General features: G+C 74.6%; 23 protein-coding genes and 2 pseudogenes. 13 read left to right on the forward strand and 12 right to left on the reverse strand.

Going from position 1 to position 22,064, the window contains the following annotated elements; genetic code table 11:
- Positions 1-20 precede the first annotated feature (20 nt).
- From OIE69_RS38325 to OIE69_RS38335, 3 genes are read left to right on the forward strand one after another with little or no spacing between them, the layout of a single operon-like run.
- Positions 21-668 carry a helix-turn-helix transcriptional regulator gene (locus OIE69_RS38325; protein ID WP_326579602.1) on the forward strand — a complete coding sequence of 216 codons (648 nt, stop codon included), beginning with the start codon at positions 21-23 and terminating at the stop codon, positions 666-668.
- Positions 665-1,798 carry a pyridoxal phosphate-dependent aminotransferase gene (locus OIE69_RS38330; protein ID WP_326579604.1) on the forward strand — a complete coding sequence of 378 codons (1,134 nt, stop codon included), beginning with the start codon at positions 665-667 and terminating at the stop codon, positions 1,796-1,798. The genes OIE69_RS38325 and OIE69_RS38330 overlap by 4 nt, the downstream gene beginning before the upstream one ends.
- Positions 1,795-2,736 carry an ornithine cyclodeaminase family protein gene (locus OIE69_RS38335; RefSeq protein ID WP_326579606.1) on the forward strand — a complete coding sequence of 314 codons (942 nt, stop codon included), beginning with the start codon at positions 1,795-1,797 and terminating at the stop codon, positions 2,734-2,736. The genes OIE69_RS38330 and OIE69_RS38335 overlap by 4 nt, the downstream gene beginning before the upstream one ends.
- 43 nt (positions 2,737-2,779) lie before the next feature.
- Here the strand turns inward: OIE69_RS38335 and OIE69_RS38340 are convergent, their stop codons facing one another.
- Both OIE69_RS38340 and OIE69_RS38345 read right to left on the reverse strand, forming a co-directional pair.
- Entirely contained in the window at positions 2,780-3,604 is an 825-nt protein-coding gene (locus tag OIE69_RS38340) for a thioesterase family protein (RefSeq protein ID WP_326579607.1), read from the reverse strand.
- Positions 3,605-3,688: 84 nt separating this feature from the next.
- On the reverse strand, positions 3,689-4,195 hold the full coding sequence (locus tag OIE69_RS38345) for an ATP-binding protein (RefSeq protein ID WP_326579608.1): 507 nt from the start codon (positions 4,193-4,195) through the stop codon (positions 3,689-3,691).
- Positions 4,196-4,336: 141 nt separating this feature from the next.
- Here OIE69_RS38345 and OIE69_RS38350 point away from each other — a divergent pair, with 141 nt between their 5' ends.
- Complete coding sequence (locus tag OIE69_RS38350; RefSeq protein ID WP_326579610.1) at positions 4,337-4,963, forward strand: TetR/AcrR family transcriptional regulator; 627 nt, start codon at positions 4,337-4,339, stop codon at positions 4,961-4,963.
- 16 nt (positions 4,964-4,979) lie between these two features.
- Here OIE69_RS38350 and OIE69_RS38355 read toward each other — a convergent pair whose 3' ends face one another.
- Together OIE69_RS38355 and OIE69_RS38360 are read right to left on the reverse strand one after the other, a co-directional pair.
- Positions 4,980-6,560, reverse strand: a complete 1,581-nt coding sequence (locus OIE69_RS38355) for a glycerol-3-phosphate dehydrogenase/oxidase (protein WP_326581535.1) — start codon at positions 6,558-6,560, stop codon at positions 4,980-4,982.
- A 14-nt stretch (positions 6,561-6,574) separates the two neighbouring features.
- Positions 6,575-7,174, reverse strand: a complete 600-nt coding sequence (locus tag OIE69_RS38360) for a TetR/AcrR family transcriptional regulator (protein ID WP_326579612.1) — start codon at positions 7,172-7,174, stop codon at positions 6,575-6,577.
- A gap of 72 nt (positions 7,175-7,246) precedes the next feature.
- On the opposite strand from OIE69_RS38360, the gene OIE69_RS38365 reads away from it, so the two are divergent.
- From OIE69_RS38365 to OIE69_RS38385, 6 genes and pseudogenes are all read left to right on the forward strand, one after another.
- Complete coding sequence (locus OIE69_RS38365; RefSeq protein WP_326579614.1) at positions 7,247-8,839, forward strand: FAD-binding oxidoreductase; 1,593 nt, start codon at positions 7,247-7,249, stop codon at positions 8,837-8,839.
- A gap of 105 nt (positions 8,840-8,944) precedes the next feature.
- Entirely contained in the window at positions 8,945-9,826 is an 882-nt protein-coding gene (locus tag OIE69_RS38370) for a diacylglycerol kinase family protein (protein WP_326579616.1), read from the forward strand.
- Positions 9,827-9,956: 130 nt separating this feature from the next.
- Positions 9,957-10,124 (forward strand): annotated as a pseudogene (locus OIE69_RS44850) (class I SAM-dependent methyltransferase); the annotation flags it as partial.
- Between the two features lie 49 nt (positions 10,125-10,173).
- Positions 10,174-10,491, forward strand: a complete 318-nt coding sequence (locus tag OIE69_RS44855; RefSeq protein ID WP_392567709.1) for a hypothetical protein — start codon at positions 10,174-10,176, stop codon at positions 10,489-10,491.
- Between the two features lie 106 nt (positions 10,492-10,597).
- The gene (locus OIE69_RS38380) at positions 10,598-11,371 is read left to right on the forward strand and encodes a MerR family transcriptional regulator (RefSeq protein ID WP_326579617.1); all 774 of its coding nucleotides are present in this window, start codon (positions 10,598-10,600) and stop codon (positions 11,369-11,371) included.
- A gap of 144 nt (positions 11,372-11,515) precedes the next feature.
- Entirely contained in the window at positions 11,516-12,481 is a 966-nt protein-coding gene (locus OIE69_RS38385) for an RNA polymerase sigma factor (RefSeq protein WP_326579618.1), read from the forward strand.
- A 46-nt stretch (positions 12,482-12,527) separates the two neighbouring features.
- Here the strand turns inward: OIE69_RS38385 and OIE69_RS38390 are convergent, their stop codons facing one another.
- Positions 12,528-13,028 (reverse strand): lamin tail domain-containing protein, encoded by a 501-nt coding sequence (locus tag OIE69_RS38390; RefSeq protein WP_326579619.1) that lies wholly within the window; start codon positions 13,026-13,028, stop codon positions 12,528-12,530.
- A gap of 364 nt (positions 13,029-13,392) precedes the next feature.
- Here OIE69_RS38390 and OIE69_RS38395 point away from each other — a divergent pair, with 364 nt between their 5' ends.
- Together OIE69_RS38395 and OIE69_RS38400 are read left to right on the forward strand one after the other, a co-directional pair.
- On the forward strand, positions 13,393-13,899 hold the full coding sequence (locus tag OIE69_RS38395) for a tetratricopeptide repeat protein (RefSeq protein ID WP_326579620.1): 507 nt from the start codon (positions 13,393-13,395) through the stop codon (positions 13,897-13,899).
- A 348-nt stretch (positions 13,900-14,247) separates the two neighbouring features.
- Complete coding sequence (locus OIE69_RS38400; protein WP_326579621.1) at positions 14,248-15,030, forward strand: maleylpyruvate isomerase N-terminal domain-containing protein; 783 nt, start codon at positions 14,248-14,250, stop codon at positions 15,028-15,030.
- Positions 15,031-15,055: 25 nt separating this feature from the next.
- Here OIE69_RS38400 and OIE69_RS38405 read toward each other — a convergent pair.
- From OIE69_RS38405 to OIE69_RS38415, 3 genes and pseudogenes are all read right to left on the reverse strand, one after another.
- A pseudogene (locus OIE69_RS38405) lies at positions 15,056-15,676 on the reverse strand (CehA/McbA family metallohydrolase); the annotation flags it as partial.
- Between the two features lie 245 nt (positions 15,677-15,921).
- Entirely contained in the window at positions 15,922-16,245 is a 324-nt protein-coding gene (locus OIE69_RS38410) for a hypothetical protein (protein WP_326579623.1), read from the reverse strand.
- The gene (locus OIE69_RS38415) at positions 16,239-17,192 is read right to left on the reverse strand and encodes an MFS transporter (protein ID WP_326579625.1); all 954 of its coding nucleotides are present in this window, start codon (positions 17,190-17,192) and stop codon (positions 16,239-16,241) included. The genes OIE69_RS38410 and OIE69_RS38415 overlap by 7 nt, the downstream gene beginning before the upstream one ends.
- Positions 17,193-17,304: 112 nt before the next feature.
- On the opposite strand from OIE69_RS38415, the gene OIE69_RS38420 reads away from it, so the two are divergent.
- Positions 17,305-18,210 carry a LysR family transcriptional regulator gene (locus OIE69_RS38420; protein ID WP_326579627.1) on the forward strand — a complete coding sequence of 302 codons (906 nt, stop codon included), beginning with the start codon at positions 17,305-17,307 and terminating at the stop codon, positions 18,208-18,210.
- On the opposite strand, the gene OIE69_RS38425 is transcribed toward OIE69_RS38420, so the two are convergent.
- The 4 genes from OIE69_RS38425 to OIE69_RS38440 form a co-directional block, all read right to left on the reverse strand.
- Positions 18,170-18,676, reverse strand: a complete 507-nt coding sequence (locus OIE69_RS38425) for a hypothetical protein (protein WP_326579629.1) — start codon at positions 18,674-18,676, stop codon at positions 18,170-18,172. The two genes, OIE69_RS38420 and OIE69_RS38425, sit on opposite strands and share 41 nt — an antisense overlap.
- Before the next feature lie 129 nt (positions 18,677-18,805).
- Positions 18,806-19,321 (reverse strand): protein-tyrosine phosphatase family protein, encoded by a 516-nt coding sequence (locus OIE69_RS38430; protein ID WP_326579631.1) that lies wholly within the window; start codon positions 19,319-19,321, stop codon positions 18,806-18,808.
- A gap of 161 nt (positions 19,322-19,482) precedes the next feature.
- Positions 19,483-21,393: a sigma-70 family RNA polymerase sigma factor gene (locus tag OIE69_RS38435; protein WP_326579633.1), complete on the reverse strand. Its 1,911-nt coding sequence runs from the start codon at positions 21,391-21,393 to the stop codon at positions 19,483-19,485.
- 73 nt (positions 21,394-21,466) lie between these two features.
- Positions 21,467-22,036, reverse strand: a complete 570-nt coding sequence (locus tag OIE69_RS38440; protein ID WP_326579635.1) for an NAD(P)-binding domain-containing protein — start codon at positions 22,034-22,036, stop codon at positions 21,467-21,469.
- Between the last annotated feature and the right edge of the window lie 28 nt (positions 22,037-22,064).

Here is a 22,064-nt window from a genome sequence, read left to right on the forward strand (position 1 = left end):
CCTGGACGTAAAGTCCAGTCATGGAGAAGGCGCGAGTCGACGAGAGCGACCCCCGGGTACGGCAGTGGGCCCCGGTGTGCCAGGCCGTGGCCCTGCTGCTGAGCCCGTACGCCGAGGTGGTCCTGCACGACGTGGCCGACGACAGCGTCCTCGGGATCTGGAACCCGATGACGCGGCGCACCGCGGGCGACCCCTCGCTGCTGGGCGAACTCGACGGGCTGGACCCGTCCGCGCACGACGTCTACGGGCCGTACGAGAAGCTGCTCGCCGACGGGCGCAGGCTCTCGTCCGTCAGCGCGGTCCTGCGGGACGCCGACGGCGAGCCCTCCGCGGTGCTGTGCGTCAACCTCGACCGGACGCCGCTGGAGCAGGCGGCCTCGGTGCTCGCCGCCTTCGCCGCGCCCACCGTGCCGCGCCCCGAGCCGCTGTTCGAGCAGGACTGGACCGAGCACGTGCAGCGGACCGTCGGCACCTACACCCGTGAGCGGGGCTGCCCGGTGGAACGCCTCGGCCGCGAGGACCGGCTCGCGATCCTCGAGGAACTCGACCGGGCCGGGGTGTTCGCGATGCGCCGCGCGGTGCCCGTCGTGGCCGGCGCCCTGCAGGCGTCCCGCTCCACCGTCTACGCCCTGCTGGCCGATCTCAAAGCACAGAGGAAGCACCCGTGAGCCGACTGCCCGACTTCCGGCTGGAAACGTACTTCTCCCGCTGGGAGTTCACCGCCCGGCACCATCTGACGGCCTCCGACGCGGAGACCATGACCCTCCCCGAGTTGCTGGAACTCGCCGACGCCGAGGACCGGCACGCCTGGGAGACGCTCTCCCTCGGCTACACGCAGACCTACGGCGACCCCGGGCTGCGCGAGGCGATCGCCGCGACCTACGAGCGCGCCGGCGCCGACGACGTGATCTGCTTCGCCGGCGCCGAAGAGGCGCTCTACCTGGCGATGCAGGTGCTCCTCGGCCCCGGCGACCACGCGGTCGTCATCACCCCCAACTACCAGGCGGCCGAGACCGTGCCGCTCTCGCTGTGCGAGGTGACGGGCGTGCCGCTCGACCCCGAGCGGGACTGGGCCCTGGACGTGGACCGGGTGGCGGCGGCGTTGCGCCCGAACACCCGCGTCGTCTCCGTCAACTTCCCCAACAACCCGACCGGCAAGGTCATCGACGCCGCCGACTTCGCGCGCCTGGCCGAACTCTGCGACGCGCGCGGCATCCACCTGTTCAGTGACGAGGTCTACCGCGGCCTCGAACGCGACCCGGCCCGCACCCTGCCGCAGGCCGCCGACCTGTCGGAACGGGCGCTGTCGCTGAACGTCACGTCCAAGTCGCTCGGCCTGCCCGGGCTGCGGATCGGCTGGATCGCCTGCCGGGACCCGCGGTTGCGCTCGCGCCTGGAGCGCGCCAAGCACTACACCACCATCTGCAACTCCGCGCCCAGCGAGGTGCTCGCCCGGATCGCCCTCAAGGCCCGCGACCGGATCCTGGACCGCAACCGTGCCTTGATCGCCGCCAACCTCCCGCTCTTCGACGCCTTCTTCGCCGGGTTCGGCGACCTGTTCACCTGGCGGGCACCGGACGGCGGCTGCGTCGCCTACCCCCGCTACCTCGGCGCCGAGGGCGTGGAGCGCTTCTGCACCGAACTCGTCGAGCAGGCAGGGGTCCTGCTGCTGCCCGCGAGCATCTACCGTTCCGAGCTCACCGAGACGCCCGCCGACCGCTTCCGCGTCGGCATCGGGCGCCGCGACCCCGCCCCCGCTCTGGAGGCCTTCGACGGCTGGCTGCGAGCACGCCGATGACCGTCCCCGTCCTGGGTCCGGCGGAGATCGAGGCCGCCGCCCGGCCCGGGCTGGTGCTGGACGCCGTCCGCGCCGCGCTGATCGCCCACGCGGCCGGCCGCACCACCGTGCCGCCGCCGACCCACCTGAACTTCCCCGCCGCGGACGGCGACTGCCATGTGAAGACGGGCTGGATCGACGGATCCGACGACTTCACCGTGAAGATCGCCTCCGGCTTCTACCGCAACCCGCAGTGCGGCGAACCCGTCAACCACGGCCTGGTCTGCGTCATCAGCGCGCACACCGGCCGGGTCCGCGCCGTCCTCGACGACGGCGGACGCCTCACGGCCTGGCGCACCGCCGCCGCGGGGGCGCTCGCAGGCCACGTGCTGGCCCGTCCCGACGCCCGCACGGTCGGGGTGTTCGGCACCGGCGAGCAGGCCCGGCTCCAGGTGCGGTGGCTGGCGATGCTGCGCCCCGTCGGCCGGGTCCTCGTCCACGGCCGCGACGAACGCCGGGCGGCCGCCCTCTGCGACCACCTCGCCGGGCACGGGCTGAGCGCCGCCCCCGCCCCCGCGGCGGAGGCCGCGGGCGCCGACATCGTCGTCACCGCCACACCGGCCGTCGGGCCGGTACTGGACGCCGACGCCGTCCGCCCCGGCGCGCACGTCACCGCCGTCGGCGCGGACATGCCGCACAAGAACGAGCTGCCGCCCGCGCTCTTCGCCCGCGCGGGCGTCATCGCCACCGACGACCACGAGCAGTGCCTCCACCACGGGGACCTCGCGCACGCCGTCCGCGCGGGCGCGGTCCCGCGGGACGCCGACGTCCCCCTCGGGGCCCTGCTCCTCACCCCGCCGGACCGCACGGACACCGCCGTGACGATCGCCGACCTCACGGGCGTCGGCGCCCTCGACGCCGCAGTCGCCTCGGCGGTGGTCCGGGAACTCCTGCGCTGAGGCCGGCGCCGGGCCGCGACGCCCCGCCCCACCTCGCCGCCGCTCAGCGGCGCGGGGCGACGAACAGGCTCTGCACACCGCGCCCGATGGGGCCCTGCTCGTCGTGGAGGGCGGTCTCCGCCATGCCCACCCCGTCGGGGTCGACGGTGGTGCGGGCGTCGAGGCAGACCCACTCGCCCACGGGGTGGCGGTGGAGATGGACGGTGAGATCGGGGTTGACGAACAGGTGCGTGGCGAAGTCCAGGACGTTGCTCACCCCGTTGCCGGAGTCCGCGGCCACCAGCACGCGATCCAGGGGAGCGGTCTTCTCTCCCGCGACGAGCGGGACGCGCATCCGCAGCCAGCAGGTGGCGGGCCCGCGGTCGAGGAAGGAACCGGAGGCGAAGCGGGTCTCCATGGCCGTGTGGTAGCCGGTGTCCCACGGTACGGGGAAGAACGGCTCGGGGCGGGCCTGTCCGGGTCCGGGAGGGGCGGGCTCCGGGGCGGCGGAACCGGGATCGCCCAGCGCGGCGGGTACGGTGCCGGGCGCGATGCGGATGCGCAGGGCCCGCGCCCGCATGATCTCCGCCCCGCCGTCCGGAGCCAGGGAGGCCTCGACCAGCTCCACGCTGCGGCCCTCGCGCAGCACGCGGGTGGTCACGGTGAGCGGGGCCAGCGGTACCGGGCTGTGGATCTCGAAGGTGATCCGTACCAGGCGCATGTCCTCGCGGGCGCCCGGACGCGTCTGCACCGCGCGGCCGAGCAGGGCCGCGGGCGGCCCGGCGTGCTGGCAGGCCGGGTCCCAGGGGCCGCGCGTGCGGGCGGTCGGGACGAAGCGATCGTCCGCCACCCGCTCGTAGAAGGCCTCGACATCACTGTGGTCCGGCATGCTCACCGCTCCTCTCCCGCCCGCTGACGACAGAACCGAGGCTACTGGTGAGTAGGTGCGGTGTCACCGGGGCGGGCCGGTCCGTCAGGCGGCGGGCACCGTCAGCTCGAACCACGTCGTCTTGCCGGTCGCCGTCCGGTCGGTGCCCCAGGCGTCGCTGAGCAGGGCGAGGATGTCGATGCCGCGTCCGCCCTCCGCCGCGCTGCCGGCGATGCGCCGGACGGGGGTGCGGGGGCTGATGTCCTCGACCTCGCACCGCAGGAAGGCGTCCTGGATGCGCAGGTTCAGCCGGACCGGCCCGCGCGCGTGCCGCAGGGCATTGGTGACCAGCTCGCTGACCAGCAGTTCCAGGGTGTCGGCGAGATCGCCGAGGCCCCAGCCGCCCGCCTGGGCCGTGACCAGCCTCCGGGCGCGGCCGACGGAGGTCAGCTCGTGTGTCAGCGGCCAGGAGGAGTGCCGGGCGGTGGTGCGTCCGGCCGGAGCGTGCAGGGGGCGCACGGGCTCCAGGGTGCGGGACCACAGTCTGAGCTGCCTGGCGAGCCAGGACGTGGGGGTGCGCCCTTCGTCTGTGCCGACGGCCTGGGCGGCCATGGTGATCATTCCCTTCGCTGCCAGGGCCGGGAGCCCGGCCACCTTTGCTGTAGCACTCGCTACATCTATCGAATATACATGTAGCGGGTGTTACGGTAAAGAAACTTACAATTGCCTACGAATCGGTCATCGGAGGACGTGATGTCGCGACGGCCCGATCCCGCCAAGCGGCGGGAACTCCTCGACCGCGTACGGGAGTACGTGGTCGCGCACGGCCTGGCGGACCTGTCCCTGCGGCCGATGGCCCGGGCTCTGGGCACGAGCGACCGGATGCTCCTCTACTACTTCGGGACCAAGGAACGCCTGGTCGCCGAGGCGCTCGCACGGGACGCCGACCGGCCCATCCTGCGCTTCCGCAAGGTCGTCGACGCCGTCGGCACACCCCGGGACGCGACGGGCACGCGGCGCCTGGCGGAGGCGCTGTGGCGGGAGATCCGCGCCCCCGAGCGGCGTGCGCTGCTGCCGCTGTACTTCCAGTCGATGGCCTCCTCCATGCTGCGGCCCGAGCGGCACGGCCCCTACCTGGGCGGTGTGATCACCGAGTGGGCCGATCTCCTCGCCCCCGTCTTCGAGGGCCTCGGAATGAGCGGGGAACGTGCCCGTATCGAGGCCCGCATGCTGGTGGACGGCGCTTTCGGCATGCTCGTAGCGTCCCTCGCCGACGGCGACGAGGGGCGCGCGGACCTCGCGTACCGCACGCTCCTCGACCGCCTCGAAGCCGGCTGGCGCGCCGGGGACCGCACCCCCGGGCCCGCCGTGGCCCCGTGATCCTGGCGGCCGGGTCTCACGCCCCCGCCAGTGCCTCCTCGGCCGCCTTCAGCGCCGTCTCGCGGTCGGCCGGGACGAGCCCTAGGCGGGTCCGCCGGTCGAGGAGGTCGCCGGTGTCGAGCGCCCCCTCGTGGTGTACGGCCCACACCAGTTCGGCGCGCGTGACGGGGTGGCCGGGCACGACCGGCTCCCGCAGGGCGGGGTCGGCGGCACCGAGGGCGTGCACGGCGGGGGCCTCGGTGCCGTAGCGCTGCACCAGGCGGCGCGGGGCCTTCAGGCCGCTGAGCACGTGCGGCGCGGCGGCGCCCACGAGCGGGAGCGACGTGGTGCGGCAGGGTCCGGCGCCGAGCCCGCGGGCCGCGACGGCCGCGTCGACGGCGTCCTGGGCCATGCGGCGGTAGGTGGTGAGCTTGCCGCCGACGACGGTCACCACCCCCTCGGGGGAGGTGAGCACCGCGTGCCTGCGCGAGATGTCGGCGGTGCTGCCCGAGCCGTCGGCGGAGGTGTCGAGCAGCGGGCGCAGCCCGGCGAACGCCCCCACCACGTCGCCTCGGTGGACGGGGACGTCGAGCGCCGTGCCGAGGACGTCGAGCAGGAAGCCGATGTCCGTCTCGGGCGCCTCCGGCACGTCGGGGACGGCACCGTCGACCGGCTCGTCGGTCAGCCCGACGTACACCCGTCCGTCGCCCTGCGGCAGGACGAGCACAAAGCGGTTGGATTCGCCGGGGATCGGTATGTGCAGGCCCGCGGGCAGGCCGCCGAGGCCGCCGAGGCCGTCGGAGCGCAGGACCAGGTGCGTGCCCCGGGACGGCCGCAGCCGTACGCCGTCGACCAGGCCGCCCGCCCACACGCCGGAGGCGTTGACCACCGCTCGGGCCCGGATCGTGTGCTCCTCGCCGGTCAGTTCGTCGCGTACGACGGCGCCCGAGCCGCTGAGCGAGACCGCGCGGACCCGCGTCAGGACACGCGCCCCGTGCGCCGCGGCGGTCCGGGCGATCGCGGTCACCAGGCGGGCGTCGTCGGCGAGTTGCCCGTCCCAGGACAACAGGCCGCCGCGCAGCCCCGCCGTGCGCAGGGCGGGCGCGAGATGGCGGGTCTCCACCGCGGACAGCCTGCGCGGTGCCGGGAGCGTGGCCCGTGCCGTCCGCGCCGACAGGCGCAGCGCGTCGCCGGCCCGGAATCCGGACCAGGCCAGCGCGGCCTGGCCGCGCGAGACCAGCCGGGTCAGCGGCAGCACGAAGGGCTGGGCGCGGACGAGATGGGGGGCGGTGCGCTCCATCAGCACGCCGCGCTCCACCGCGCTCTCGTACGCGACGTCCAACTGGCCGGAGGCCAGGTAGCGCAGACCCCCGTGGATCAGCTTGGAGCTCCACCGGGAGGTGCCGAAGGCCAGGTCGTGGGCGTCGATCGCGGCGACCGACAACCCGCGGGACGCCGCGTCGAGAGCCGCACCCGCACCGGTGGCGCCGAGGCCGACGACAAGGACGTCCACCTGCCCGCCGGCGGCGAGTCCCGCCAGTTCGCGGGCGCGCCGCGCCGCGGTGAGCGAGGACGCGGGTGCGGGGCCCGGGCTGCTTGTGGGGCTTGAGGGGCCCATGGGGCTTGAGGGGCTCATGGGGCGAGGGTCCTCTCCAGGATGTCCCGCAGCTCCCCGAGGAAGGCCTCGGAGGTCAGGCCGGAGTCCTCCTCGTCGGTCATGGTGCGCAGCGAGAGGGTGAACGACTGGACGACCAGCAGCACGGAGCGGGCCTGCCGGACGATGTGGCCGGTGCGGACCGAGCCGTCCGTGTGGCCCTCCTCCAGGGCGCCGGCGATGAGCCCCAGCAGCGCGTCCTGACTCGCGCCCCGGCGGTCCAGCACATAGGGGAGCAGCAGCTCGGGGTCGACGTCGAGGATCTTGACGAACAGCGGATGACGGCGGAAAGCGCGCACGCCCGCCACCAGCCCCTCGACCATGTGTGTCCGGGTGCTGGTGCCCTCGTGCCGCTCGGGCATCGCCTGCACCGCGACCGAGACCCACTCACGGGTCATCAGGTCGCCGACGAGCGTGCGCACGTCGGGCCACCGCCGGTAGAGCGTCATACGGGAGACGCCGGCGCGGCGGGCCACGTCGGTCAGGGTCGTGCGGCGGACACCGACGGCCAGGACGCAGTCGCGGACCGCGTCGAGCACCGGATCGCTGTCCGAGGTGTTGTGACGAATAGGCGTCATGTGTCACAGTGTAACGCCCAGTGAGGGCCGCAGGAGACGGCACCCCCAGAAACGACCGGTGAGGACGAGCCCGTGGACATGTTGTGGAGCGGCTGGGGCGACCCGGCCGAAGCGGCCCCGCTGCCCGACACCGTGATCGGCCTGCTGCGCGACCTGCTGGGCGTCAAGCCCCGAGGCGCGGAGACCACCGCACTGGAGGACATCGCCGTACCCGAGTCCCCGCTCACCGAGGAGGCCCGGCAGGACCTCGTCGACTGCGTGGGCGACCCGGCCCACGTGCGCACGGACGCCGAGACCCGGATCCGCCACACGCGCGGCAAGTCCACCCCCGACCTGCTGCGCATCCGCGCCGGAGACGTCGCCGACATCCCGGCGGCCGTCGTGCTGCCCGCCGGCCACGACGAGGTCCTGGCGGTCCTCGCGGTCTGCGCCGAACACGGCCTCGCCGTCGTCCCCTTCGGCGGCGGCACCTCCGTCGTCGGGGGCCTGGCCCCGCAGCGGCGGCGCCCCTTCATCGCGCTGGACCTGCGCCGCATGAACCGGCTGCTGTCCCTGGACGCCGTCTCCCGGACCGCGATCCTCCAACCGGGGCTGCGCGCCCCCGAGGCCGAGGCGCTCCTGGCCGACCAGGGCTTCACCCTGGGCCACTTCCCCCAGTCCTACGAGTGGGCCACCATCGGCGGATTCGCCGCCGCCCGCTCCAGCGGCCAGGCCTCCGCGGGCTACGGCCGCTTCGACGAGATGGTGCTGGGCCTGACCGTCGCCACCCCGCAGGGCACCCTCGACGCCGGGCGGGCCCCCCGCTCCGCGGCGGGACCCGACCTGCGCCAGCTCGTCCTCGGCTCCGAGGGCGCTCTGGGCGTCATCACCTCCGTGACGGTGCGGATCCGCCCGATCCCCCAGGTCAAGGTCTACGAGGGCTGGCGCTTCGCCTCCTTCGCCGAGGGCGCCGCGGCTCTGCGCCGACTCGCCCAGGACGGGCCCCGCCCGACGGTGCTCCGCCTGTCGGACGAGACCGAGACGATGGTCGGCCTCGCCCAGCCCGACGCGATCGGCTCGGACGGGGCCGCGTCCGCCGGCTGCACGGCGATCGCCGGCTACGAGGGCACCGCGCAGGACACCGCTCTGCGCCGGGAGCAGGCCGCGGCCGTACTGCGCGAGTGCGGCGGCGAATACCTGGGCGAGGAGCCCGGCGAGCGCTGGGCGCACGGCCGCTTCTCCGCCCCCTATCTGCGGGACTCGCTCCTCGACGCGGGCGCCTTCGCCGAGACCCTGGAGACCGCCGGTTTCTGGTCCCGGATCGCGGAGCTGTACGACTCCGTGCGCGAGGCCCTCACCACGACACTGGCGGCGGCCGGCACCCCGCCGCTGGTGATGTGCCACATCTCGCACGTCTACGAGAACGGCGCCTCGCTCTACTTCACCGTCGTCTCGGCGCAGGGCGAGGAGCCCGTGGCGCACTGGGCCCACGCCAAGGCGGCCGCCAACGAGGCCATCCTCGCCGCGGGCGGCACCATCACCCACCACCACGGCGTGGGCACCGACCACCGCGACTGGTACGTCCGGGAAGCCGGCCCGCTCGGCATCGAGGCCCTGCGCGCCGTCAAGGACGCGCTCGACCCCGACGGGCTCCTCAACCCCGGCATCCTGCTGCCCACCCGCTGACCCGCCGTCCCCGGTCCGCCACCCCCGGTCCGCCACCCCCGGCCCGCCGCCGAGCTCCCGACCGCCGCCCGCCGATCCGCCGTCCCCGCCCCGGAGGCACGCCACATGCGACAGTTCACGGCCGTCGTCAACCCCACCGCCGGCGGCTCCACCGGGGCGGCAGCCCTCCTCCCGCTGGCGAGACTGCTCCGGGAGGCGGGGGCGGAACTGGAGACGGCCTACAGCGACAGCCTCCGGCACGCGCAGGACCTGGCACGCCGGGCCGGGGAGCGCGGCCACGTCGTCCTCGCCGTCGGTGGTGACGGCATCGTGGGCGGCATCGGCGGCGCCCTCAGCGGCACCGGCGCCGTCCTCGGCCTTGTCCCGGCCGGCCGTGGCAACGACTTCGCGCGCGCCCTCGGCCTGCCCTCCGGGCCCGCCGAACTCGCCCGGATCCTGCTGCGGAACGAGCCGCGCGCCGTCGACACCATCGAGGTCGAGTCGGCGGTCCACGACCGGACCGTGGTCCTCGGCAGCGTCTACGCCGGCGTCGACGCGGTCGCCAACCACCACGCCAACACCGCCCGGCTGCTGCGCGGTCCGGCCTCCTACTACGCGGGCGGGCTGCGGGCGGTGGCCGGCTGGCGCGCCGCCGCCTACCGCGTCACCGTCGACGGCGTCGTCCACGAACGCCGCGGCTACACCGTCGTCGCCGCCAACTCCGGCTACTACGGCTCCGGCCGGGCCATCGCGCCCGGCGCCCGGGTCGACGACGGGCTGCTCGACGTCGTCATGATCCACGACGCGCCGCGCCGCCTCTTCTTCGCGCTGATGAACGAGCTCAAGACCGGCGCGCACGTCGAGCGCCCCCAGGTCGAGATCGTGCGCGGCAAGGAGATCCGCATCGAGGCCGACCGCACCGTCCCGTACGGCGCGGACGGCGAGGTGGAGGCCGCCCTCCCGGTCACCGCGCGGATCCGGCCGGGAGACCTCCGGGTACTGTGCTGACCCCTGCGGTGGGCAGGCTCTCGCGGTGCCCGAACACGCCTGCCGCGCGGCGGTCCGCGAGTCGTACGACACCCTCGCCGCCGACCACGCCGCCAGCACCCCGGACGGACTCGACCCGCTATCCCGCGCCATGCCGGCCGACTTCGCCGAGACCGCCCGCACCGCCGACCGGGGCCCGCCGGCGGACCTGGGATGCGGCCCGGGGTACGTGACGGCGCAGCTCGCCGCACCCGGCGTGCCCGCGTACGGGGTCGACCTGTCGCCGCGGATGGTCGAGCCCGCCCGGCGGGCCCAGCCGCACCTGCGGTTCACGGTCGGTTCCATGACCGCGCTCGACATCGGCGACGGTGGACTCGGCGGCGCCCTCGCGTACCACGCCGCCCGAGCTGCTTCCCGTCGTCTCCGCCGAGGTCCAGCGCGTCCTGGCACCCGGCGGCCACCTGATGCTCGCCGGCCGGGCCGGCGAGGACGAGCACGTCTACCCGGAGCGCGCGTACGGCGGCCGTCCGGTCTCCTTCGGGCTGCATCCGATCCCGGCCCCGCGGATCGCCGCGCTGGTCGAGGAGGCCGGTCTCACCGTCACGGCACGACTGGTGCAGGAGCCCGGCGCGGGTGCGAAGCGCCCCGCGGCCACGCTCCTCGCGCAGATGCCCGGCCGCCGCTGAGGGACGGGCTTCCCTCCGGGGAACCCCGGGACGGGGCCGATGCGGGCCCCGCACCCCGCGTGCCGGGCTTGAACCGGCCGTAACGGGAGGTCCTAGCGTGGTCGGCGTGATCGGGAACGACGACGACAGGCGGCTGTGGAGCATCGGTGAGGTGGCCCGCGCCACCGGGACGACCGTCCGCACGCTGCGCCACTACGACGAGATCGGCCTGCTCGGGGCGAGCGCACGCACCGCCTCCGGACACCGCCGCTACACCGCGCGGGACGTACGGCGCCTCTACCGGGTGCGGGCACTGCGCGCGCTCGGGCTGCCGCTGGACGAGATCCGGCGCGTGCTCGCGGACACCGCGGAGGACCTCGGGTCGATGCGCGAACTGCTGACCGCCCAGCTGTCCGCGCTGGAGGCGCAGGCCGGGCGGATCCAGCAGCTCACCGCGCAGCTCCGCGGGCTCCTCGGGCGGATGGACGGGGCGTCGATGCCCGATCCCGAACAATTCATGACGACCCTGGAGACGATGTCCGTGTTCGAGACCCACTTCACCACCGAACAGCAGGAGCAACTGGCCGCGCGCAGGGCCGAGATGGGGCCGGAGGACGTGGAGGCCGCGAAGTCCGGGTGGACCGGGCTCGTCGAGGCGCTGCTGTCGCACGCCGATGCGGGCACCCCCGCCGACGACCCGGAGGCCAGGGAGCTGGTCGCACGGTGGGACGCCCTGGGAAGCCGCTTCCATGCCGCGGGGGAGGAGGGCGAGGCGACCAAGGCGGCCGCGCGGCGGCTCTGGGACGAGCGCGGCGAGGAACTCGCGCGGAACCTGCCGTGGTCCCCGGACCGGATGCGGGCCCTGCTGCGGTACGTGGCGGAGGTCCGCGAGGCCGGGTAGGCCCGGCCTGCGCGGTGACGTCCGGGAGCCGGCGGAGGGCGTGGCGCCCGCGCGGGCCGCCGAGGCCCCCGGGGGAGGCGTTTCCGGGTCGACGCGCCGACGTCGTAGCATCCGCTGGAGGGGCACGACGTCGGAAGGGGCGCGATGAGCCTGGACGGGTCCGAGGGCGCGCGCGCCGAGGACGTGGCGCTCACCCGGGCCGCGCAGACCGGTGACGTCGCTGCGCTCGGCCTGCTCCTGGAACGTCACCGGGCCGGCATGCGCGCCGTCGCCCTGAGCATCCTGGGCCCGGGGCCCGACGTGGACGACGTGCTGCAGGACGCCGCGCTGACCGCGCTGCGCCGCGTGGGCGACGTCCGCGACCCCGCCGCGGTCGGGCCGTGGCTGCGGATGGTCGTCCGCAACGGCGCCCGCTCGCTGCTGCGCGGGACGGCGCCGACCGGGCCGCTCGACGACCTCGTCCTGCGCGCGGCGGACTCCGGCCCCGAGCGCTGGCTGGAGGACAACGCGCTGCGGGACTGGATCTGGGAGGCCGTCGAGCAGCTCTCCCCGGCGCTGCGGCTGCCGCTCGTGCTGCGCCACTTCACCAGCGGCGTGAGTTCGTACGAGCAGATCGCCTCGGCCTGCGGGCTGCCCGTCGGTACCGTCCGCAGCCGGCTCAGCCAGGCGCGGGCGAAGCTCGCCCAGGCGCTCGCGGCCACCGCCGACGGCGCCCACGACGACACCGCCCGGCGCACCAGGGCCAGCAGGACCGAGGCCCGCGAGACCCTGGCGGCGGCCGAACGCGGCCACTTCGCCGACCTCCTGCGGGAACGCTGGTCACCCGAAGTCGCCCTCCTCAGCGGCAAGGAGCGGGTGGGGGACAGCGGCCTGCTGATCCGCGGCATGGAATGCGACCTGACCGCCGGGGTGCGCCAGCGGCTCGCGCACGCCGTCGCCGGGCGCTCGCTGACCGTCTGGGAGATGGACATCCTCAATCCGCCGGACCATCCCGACCACTGCCCGCCCACCGTCGCCTGGCTGATGACCCACGACTCCGCGGGCCGGGTCCACCGCCTGCGCCTGCACCATCCCCGCCCCGTGCCCATCCCCGGCGCCGCGGCCGCCTGAGCGGAACAGCGGCGGCGCGGGCGTCCGGGGCGGGGGTGGCCGCGCCTCAGCTGTGGAAGCGGATGTAGCCGTCGCCGTCCGCGTCGGAGCCGCGCTTGGTGTACGCGTGGACGTCCGAGCGGCCGCCGGAGGGCTTGTAGAGGTAGATCGTGTCGCGGTCGTTGTTCCACAGGAAGTTGCAGTTGTCGCGGTAGACCACGTTGTTCTTGTCCGAGTCCGTGCCGTTGCCGCCGCGCAGCTTCACGAAGTCCCCGGGCTGGAGGTAGTGGTTCGCGGTGAAGGCGAAGCGGTTGCCCGTGGCGTCCTTGACGACGTAGCCCCGGAGATTGATCGTCGCCGAGGCCGAGTAGTTCTTGATCGTCAGGTACTCCGCGCGGGTGTTGCCGGAGGAGCAGCTGTTGGAGTCCCGGCCCGGCGCGTCGTACTGCGCCCCGCGGATCTTGAGGGCCGAGCTGTACTCGGCGGCGTGCGCCTGGCTCGGTATGAGGACCGCGGTGGCACAGGCCGCGGCGAACGCGGCCACGCCGATGCGGGCGTGCTTGGTCATGGGATTCCCCCCTGTTGGGAACGGGCCGTGCGCGGGTCACGCGCGCGGCGGAAGCAGGACGTTACATCAGAGCCGGGGGCCGCCGGTGAAGGTGTCGCCGTTCCGGAACGCGCTCCGGTCCGTGCGGGCGTTCCGGCCCCCGCCGAGCGTGCGGAGAACATGCCGTCCGCCCGCGCGTGCCGGGTGGCCGGCGCCGCCGCCGACGTCCTGCGAGGTATCAAACCACTTCAGGTGAACCGGAGTCGGGCTTTCCGGAACATGGCTTCGCAAGCGAGGCAACCGGTCGACAACGGGCGTATTCCGCCAGGTCGTCACTGTGTCGGTGTCGTGCACGAGGGGGGCGCGCGGCTGCCAGGATGTGCGCATGAACGAGAACGATCAGGGGCGGGACGAACTGCTGGCGGCCGCGGTGGGGCTGCGTGAGCGTGGGGAGGCGGAGGCGGCCAGGCAGCAGCTGGTCGCCCTCGCGGAGCGGTTCCCGGGGGACGCACAGGTCGCCTACCAGGCGGCGTGGGCACACGACGTGCTGGGCCTGGAGGCGGAGGCGGTGCCCTTCTACGAGCTGGCCCTGCGCGGGGCAGGGCTGTCCGAGGACGACCGGCGCGGCGCGCTGCTGGGCCTGGGCAGCACCTACCGGATACTCGGCCGCTACGACGAGGCGGTCCGGCTGCTGCGCGTGGCCCTCATCGACTTCCCCCGCGACGGCGCGCTGCGGACCTTCCTGGCGATGGCCCTGTACAACACCGGCGGACACCGCGAGGCCATGCGGATCCTGCTGACGCTGCTTGCGGACAGCAGCACCGACCCCGACATCGCTCGCTACCGGGGGGCCGTCGCGTACTACGCCGAGGACCTCGACGCGACCTTGTGAACGCGGGCGCCGGCCGGCTCCCTCGCGCTGGTCGTCGGATCGGACGACCGTCGCCGGGACGTCGCTGAAGGCCTCCGTCGACGTGGGGTGGGTGTGGATCGCGTCGCGCAGGGCGGCGGCCTTGGAGCCGCCGCATCGCGAGGGCGCGCGCATACCGGGAGCGGCCAGAAGCAGACCCACCGGCCCGTCTCCTGCGCGCCCCGGAGCACCGGCAGAAGCGCCGCTTATGACGTCCCTCGGGGGCGCGCATGGCGGCCCGCTTGGGATCGGGCGCAGCGCGAGGTTGCCTGGTACGAAGGGACGCCCCTCCTCCCGGCCGTACGGAGCGTCCCCGTGAGGAGGAGGACCATGGACACCACCGACGTCCGGCTGGCGGCGATGCACACGGCCTCACGGCGCCTGGGCGCCACGGTCGGCGGCCTCACCGGCGAGGAGCTGCTCCTTCCGTCGTTCGCCGACGGCTGGAGCCTCGCGCAGGTGCTGGTCCACCTGGGCACGGGCGCCGAGTTGTGCGCGGCGGCCGTGCGCCGCGGTCTCACCGGGGACCTCACCAGGCCCTCCCGGGAGGAGATCACCGACGTCTCGGAGCAGTGGATCTCCCTGAAGCCGACGGCGCAACGCGATGCCTGGCAGGAGGCGGAATCCGCGCTGCTGCGGCTGCTGGACTCCGTCGACGCAGGGGTACGCGCGTCGGTGACGGTGCCGTACTTCACCGGGCCGGTGGGCTTCACGGACTTCACCGGCTACTGGCTGTCCGAGCAGTCCGTGCACACCTGGGACGTGGCGGTGGGCCTCGACGCGGCCGACACCATCCCCGCCCCGGAAGTGGCGCTGCTGTGGGACCGGATCGACATGGTCGCCTCGCGCAGCCGCGACGGGGACACTCTCACCCGGCTCGGTCCGCGCCAGATCGCCATGGAGTTCACCGACCCCGAGCGCGTCCTGTGCCTCACCCTCGGATCCGAGCTGCACATCCTCCCCTGCGAAGGGGCCGAGACCTCGGGAGCGGTGTCCGGGCCCTCCGAGGCCGTGCTCCGCCTGGTCTACGGCCGCAACCGCCCACAGGACGGTGTGACCGCGCGCGACGGCATCACCTTGGACGACCTGCGCGCGCTCTTCCCCGGGTACTGAGCCCGATCGCCTCACAGGGCGATCAGGCCCGCGCTCGTCGGCCGGAACCCGCAGGCGTCGAGGTAGAACTGCCGTCGGAGTGCATGGTGTGCAGGTGCGCGTCGCCCCGGTACCAGGCCCTGCCGCGGCCCTTGGCGCGCTCGGCGGGGTAGGACGGTACGAAGGGCGCCCCGGGTGGGCCGTACCGCAGGGTCACGCCGACCGAGTACTCCACGCCCTGCGGGGCGGTCTGGTAGGGGCCCAGCACGATGTGCCATGTGCCGTGGTTCACCGGCCCCGGCAGGTAACCGGGCGTGGTGCTGTCGCTGTTGACGACGAACGCGGTGCGCGCACCGCCCGACCAGCCGCGGAATCCGCGGCCGCCCAGCGCGGTGCCGTGCTCGTCGAAGACGCCGATGTCGCAGGAGTTGCCCTGCGTGCCGGCCGGCACGGGCGGCTTGTCGTAGGTGTAGGAGACCGAGATCTGGTTGACGCCGCGGGGTACCTCGACCGGCAGGTACACGAAGTCGGGCACCCCGGTGCCGAGACGGCCGGTGATCACCTTGGTGACCTCGCCGCCCTCGGGCGTACCCGACTCGGCCGCCCCGGCGAAGGTCACGGGCGCGAGCGTCAGGACGCCCGCCGCGCCGGCGATCCCGCCGGCCATCAGCAGGGCCCGGCGGCCCGGTCCGGGCGTCCCTCCGCCCGCCTCGTGCGGGGTCGGGAACGGTTCGTGACGGTGTTCACAGGATCCAGGCTGGCACACGGCGGCTCTCCTGAACGGGTGGTGTGTGCACGGACCCCGGCACACTCCTCCGCCCGGGTGAACGCCGGGCAGAGCACGGGGAACCCTCGGCGACACCTGCCTGAATCCCGTACCGCGCGGCGTTCGGGCCGCGCAGAAGCCCGGTCTCAGCGGCGCAGGAGGCGGCGGCTGACGGCCGCGCAGATCGCGATGAGCACGGCGGCGAAACCGAGCAGCGCCAGTCGCTGCGAGACGTACAGCGTGCCGACGCCGAGCCCGAGGACCGGCACCGCCAGGCCGATGTACGCGGCCAGGAACAGGCCCGCGAGGGCCTCGCCGCGGCGGCGCGGCTCCGCGAGGGAGACCACCGTGGACACGGTGCCCTTGAAGAGCACCCCGGCACCGGCGCCGGCGGCCATGCCGCCGGCCAGGAACAGGCCGAAGCTCGGCAGCCACACGGCCGCGGTCACCGCGGCCAGCCCGGTCACCATCGCGGCGAGGCCGGTGGCGAGCTGACGCCGGGGGCGGACCCGCAGCAGCAGCGCCTGCGCGCCGGCCGCGCAACCGAAGTCCAGGAACGGCACCAGACCGGCCAGCGCGCGCGACGGGTGGTGCAGCGTACCGCGACGAACCCGGGCCCCACCGACGTGAACAGGCCCAGCACCGCGAAGGCCGCCAGCGTCGCCCCGCAGGCGGCGAAGAACGCCGGGCGGGCCGCCGGGGGGACCGTGACGCGCTGCGGCCGGTAGGCGGGTCGCTCCGCGGCCCGTTCCACGGTCTCCGGCACGAGCGCCACACCCGCGGCGGCGAGCAGCAGCAGCCCGAGGAAGACCAGGTACGGGGTGCGCAGCGGCGCGCCCGCGTACTGGGCGAGCAGTCCGGACAGCAGCGGGCCCACGGCGAAGCCGCCCATGTTGGCGGTGGTCGAGATCAGGTCGGAGCGGCCCCGCCCCGCGTGCGGCCGCGCGGTGGTGTGCAGCTCCGACAGGTGCGCGGTGGCGGTGGCGGTGATCATCCCGACGCCCAGCCCTGAGACGACGCGGGCGGCGATCACGACCCCGAGCGACGTGGACGTCAGGAACATCACCGCCGAGAGGGCCTCGACGATCACGGCGGGCAGCAGGACGCGGCGCCGGCCGAGCCAGTCGGAGACGTGCCCGGCGAGGAAGAGGCTCACGACGACCCCGACCGCGTAGGCGGCGAAGGCGACCGTGACCATGAAGGTGGAGAAGCCCTCACGGGCCTGGTAGAGCGCCCACAGCGGAGCCGGTACGGCGGTGAAGGCCATGGCCACGAGGAAGGCGAAGGCGATGACCCAGAAGCCGGAGCCGTGCCCGAGGGGGCGCCGGTGGTCGGAGCGGACGGGAGGGCGGGCGGTGACGCTGGCGCGGGGGGCGGGCCTGCCGGCGTGCCGTGCGGTGGCCGTCTGGGGGGACACATCTTCTCCTGAGCGGACGAAATGATTGAACGCTCAAAGAGTGCGTCGAGCAGTACCATCGCGTCCAACGATGATTCGTGCTCGCATCGATCAATCTGATGGATGGTCAGTCATGGAGTTCCGCCACCTCGAGTACTTCCTCGCCGTCGCCGAGGAGCTGAACTTCACGCGAGCCGCCCGCCGGCTGCACGTCGTGCAGTCCGGGGTGTCGGCGGCCGTCCGGGCGCTGGAGCACGAGCTGGGGGCGCCGCTGTTCGAGCGCACGTCCAAGCAGGTGGCCCTCACCGCCGCGGGGGAGGCGCTGCTCCCCGAGGCCCGGGCGACGCTGGCCGCCGCGCAGGCGGCCCGGGACGCCGTCGGCCAGGTCGCCGGCGGGCTGCGCGGCACGGTACGCGTCGGCACGATGACCTCCATCGCCCTCATCGACCTGCCGGGGCTCTTCGGCCGCTTCCACGCCGACCATCCCCGGGTCGGCATCCGGCTCAGCGCGTCGATCGGCGGTACCGCGGGCCTCGTCCAGGGCCTTGTCGACGGCGAGCTGGACGTCGCGTTCGTCTCGCTGCCCGGCAGGCCGCCGGCCGGGCTGACCGTCCGGTCGCTGGCCACGGTGCCGCTCACGGCGGTCCTGCCCGCCGGCCACCCGGCCGGAGCCGGATCCTCGGTGGACCTCGCCGACCTGGCGGGCGGGCACTTCATCGACTCGCCCGTGGGCTTCGGGAACCGCCTGGTCGTCGACCGGGCGTTCGCCGCCGCAGGCCTGGAGCGCTTCGTGGTAATCGAGGTCACCGACATCACCATGACCGCCGACTACGTCCGGCAGGGCCTCGGCGTGGCCATCATGCCGTCCTTCGCGGTCGCCGCGGACGACCCGGGCGTGTGCGTGCGCCCCGTCGCGGGCGGGCCCCTCGAGTGGTCGCTGGGGGTCGCCTACTCCTCGGTGCGCCGGCCCGGCGCCGCGCTCACGGCGCTGCTCGCGCTCATCGCGCAATACGTACGCGTCCCGCCCGGAGCCCGGTGAGGACGGCCGTGGTGACCAGCGCGTACGCCACGTGCGGCACGATGTCGGAGATCCAGTCCGAGCGCGACCAGGTGCGCGGATCGGTCACGCGCAGGACGGTCATCGGGCCGTTGGTGCCGATCAGCGCGCCCACGGTCGCCGTCGCCGTCAGCACGACGGTCGCGGGCCGCCAGCCGCAGCCCAGGGCCAGGCCCAGCGTCGCGCCCATGCCGGCCCCGGCCACGATGCCGGTGAGGGCGCCCAGGGACGAGATGCGGTTGTGGCGGGCGTCGTCGTCCCCGGGGATCGGCACGTGCGCGGTCTCGGAGAGCCGCTCGACCGTCGTCGCCGGGGCGGAGCTCGCGCCGCGGCCGCGCAGCAGCATGTCCAGGTAGCCCACGGTGTTGAGCGCCGTGGTACCCGCCGCGCCCGCGGCCGCCCCGCACAGAACCCCGTGCGCGGGACCGAAACCGTCGCGGGCCGTCACGGGATCACCGGGCCGCTGCTGGGCGCGCGGTCGCGCCGGGGGGAGGGGTGACGGGGCGTGGCCTTCATACCTTCCAGTAAGGCGCCGTACCGCGGGCCTCGCCACCGGAGCGGGGAGCGGGCGCGGCGGTCATCCGGGCGTGGGCTCCAGGCCCGTCAGCAGGCGAGCCACGTCCAGGCCCGCGGTGAGGTACTCCACGAAGGTCCCGTTGTTCAGCGCCCACGGCGAGCGCCGCTCCCGGACGAGCGCGACGGCGGCGCTCACCTCGTGGCCGCTCTCCACGAGCGCCTGCGCCACGACGAGCCCGGACCGGTTGTACCCGGAGTGACAGCGCACCAGGGTGCGGCGTCCGTCCCGCACGGCCCCGGCGACCGTGCGGGCGAGTCGCTGGACCACCTCGATCTGCCCGGGGGCGTGCGGGCCGTCCGGGATCTCGGCCACGATGTGCTCCACGCCGGGCGGCGGGCCGTGCCCGGAGCGCGTGAAGAGACTGACGACGAGGTCGAACTCGCCGCCCACCACGGCCGGTTGCAGCTCGCCCTGCGAGTCGGTCCAGCAGTGCCCGCCCATCCACAGCCCCGGCGCGACCTCGTTCCACGCCGCTTCCGGCCCGGGAACGTCGCGATCCTTCTGACGCGTTCTCATGCCCAACCCCTTCGGTTCCCCAACGGTCCTCACCCGGGCGGAGGTTCCTTTTTCGGGAACGGGCTGCATGAACCCGCCCCGCCCGGGAACCCGAAGAGTACGGCCGCGCCCGCGACTACCCACCCCCCCTGGTCGCCGGCGCGGCCTTCACTTGCGCGTGCTCAGCCGGCCGCCTGGAAGGCGCGGCCCGCGGGGGTCGTGTGCGTGCCGTCGGTGAACAGGCCGCTGCTGGGCCGGGCCGGGTCGGCGCCGAGGCCGAACCAGGCGTAGCGCTGCACGTAGGGCAGGGCCTCCAGGGCCTTGGTGGAGGCGGTGACGAAGGCGGCCTGCTGGCCGGCGGTGGGGAAGCGGGTGCCGTGGGAGAAGTCGATGAGGGCGTACTCGGTCAGCCAGATCGGCTTGTGGTAGCGCTGGTGGACCGCCTCCAGATAGGACGTCAGCTGTGACACGGCCTCCGAGGTGCGGAAGTCGCCGCCGTACCAGTGGAGCGTGATGAAGTCGACGCGGTAGCCCTTCGCCTCGGCGCCCGACATGAAGCGGTCGAGCCAGCCGCCGGCAGTGGCGCCGTTCGTGGCGACGGCCGGGCTGCCGAGGATCCGGCCGGCGTCCATCAGCCGCGGCCACAGGGTCAGGGCCTGCTCCACCGACATGTTCGACTGCTGCGCCATGTCGGGCTCGTTGAAGCCGAGCAGGTAGGGGCCCTGCGCCTTCGCCTGGGCAAGGGAGTCCGCGGTGACGGAGGCGGGCCCCCAGATCATGGGCACGAAGCGGCCCGACGGCGGCGTTGCGACGTCCTGGTGGCCCGTGGACCAGGTGTAGTACCAGCTCGCCCCGGACGAGGCGAGGGCCTTGCCCACCCCGGGGAAGGTCCACACGCCGACGCCCTTCTTGCCGGACGAGGCGATCCGTACCGCGGGGGCCTGCCGGGTCGGCTTCGGTGCCGAGGGCTTCTTCGTGGCCTTCCTGGAGGGGCTCGGTGAGGGGGACGGGCTGGGGGAGCGGGGTGAGGGCGTGGCCGTCGCCGTGGCAGCCGGTGCGGAGGCCGCCGGCAGCGCGTCCGCCTCGGGTGCCGGCGACGGACCGCTCATGAGGTGGGCGGCCAGCAGTGCCGTGGCCACCACCGCCGCGACGGCCGCCGCGCCGAGGACGGGGGTCCGCAGTCCGCGTGACGCGGCCCGGCCGGCGGCCCGGTGGGCGCCGCGCCCGGCCGGGCGGGGCACCGGCGCCGGGCCGGTCGCGGCGTGCCCGGTCACGCTGTGCCCGGTCACGGCGGCGACGACCCGCCCCGGATCGAGCGCCGGGGGCAGTGCGAGCAGCGGCAGCCCGTTGAGCAGCCGGTCCATGGGGAGCAGCCCCTCCTCCATCCCGCCGCAGACACCGCACCCCCGGATGTGCCGCGCGAACCGCTTGCGCCACAGTGGACTGGGCACGCCGTCCCAGGTGGCGGCCGCCGCCCGCAGTTCGCCGCAGCCGGGTGTCGCGCCCAGCGCCCGCACGACGACGCGGGATGCCTCCATCTGCTTCTTCATGCGCTGCACCCGCACCGCCGCGTGACGGTCCGACAGGCCCAGCGCGGAGGCCAGTTCGGCCCGGTCCAGTTCCCCGGTCTCCTCCAGCCACCACAGCGACAGCAGCTCACGGTCGTCCCCGTCGAGCCACCGGGTGGCCTCGGCGACCTCGCGGCGCTGCTCGGTGAGCCCGAGGCGCAGGATCGTCAGCCCCGCGAAGTCCAGGGCGGGGTCCGGTATGCGCTCGGCGTCCTCCAGCCCCGCGCTGCGGTGCCGCGCGACGGCGCGGTCCCGTTCACGGTCGCGGACCTGCCGGATCGTGATCGCCACCAGCCAGGACCGGAACGCCGCCGGGTCCCGCAGCTCCGACAGCCCCCGCACCATGCGCAACAGCGTCTCCTGTACGACGTCGTCCACGTCGGCATGGCCGTCCAGCGCCCGTCCGACGATGTTGTAGACCAGCGGCAGGCACTCGCCCACCAGCCGGTCGAGGGCCTGCCGGTCGCCCGAGCGGGCCGCCACCACCATCCCGGCGCCGGGTCCGCTCCGGTGCGTCTTGCGCATCTGGCCCCACTCTTCCCTACTTGGTCTCGCTGTCCACGACCGCGCGGCCGCCCGGCGACCGCGATGCCTCCACCTACAGGAGACGGCCCGCCCGCGCCAGGACAACACACATCCCGCGAGATCCGCCCGCGGGATGTGCGGTGTCCACGGTGGTGGCGCGCGGGCGCGCTACACGGCGCCGAGGGCCCGGCGCAGTTCGGCGAGGCCGGCCGGGCTCCCCGGGTCCTCCCAGAGCCGGGCGTGCGGGTCCTTGAGGCAGGGCGTCCCGTAGGCGCGGGTGCCGGGCTGGAAGCGCCGGGCCCTCGGCGAGCGGGCCGACGCCCACGGTGTCGTAGCCCAGGGTGTCGAGCAGCGCGGTGACGGCGTTCTTCGCGGCCGCGTCGTCGCCGGCGATGGGCGGGGCGCTGCGGTCCGGGGCTCCCGCGGGGCGGGCGAGGACGGGGAGGTGGTGGAAGTGGATGTTGTTGAAGGCGCCGCATCCGCAGTCCGAAGCCCTCGTAGCGCAGCCCTTCTCCCAGCATCGCGGCCACCACGGAGGGGCTCGGCACAGTCCGGCCAGGGAGGGCTCGGCGCCGGTCTCGATGCCGGGGGCGAGGGCGACGGGGGTGGCGGTGTCGCGAGTGGGTGCTAAGGTCGAAGTCATAACTTCTGTTCTAGCAGTAACCCTGGAG

Source organism: Actinacidiphila glaucinigra, assembly GCF_035918135.1.
In the GTDB taxonomy this organism is placed as follows: Bacteria; Actinomycetota; Actinomycetes; order Streptomycetales; family Streptomycetaceae; genus Actinacidiphila; species Actinacidiphila glaucinigra.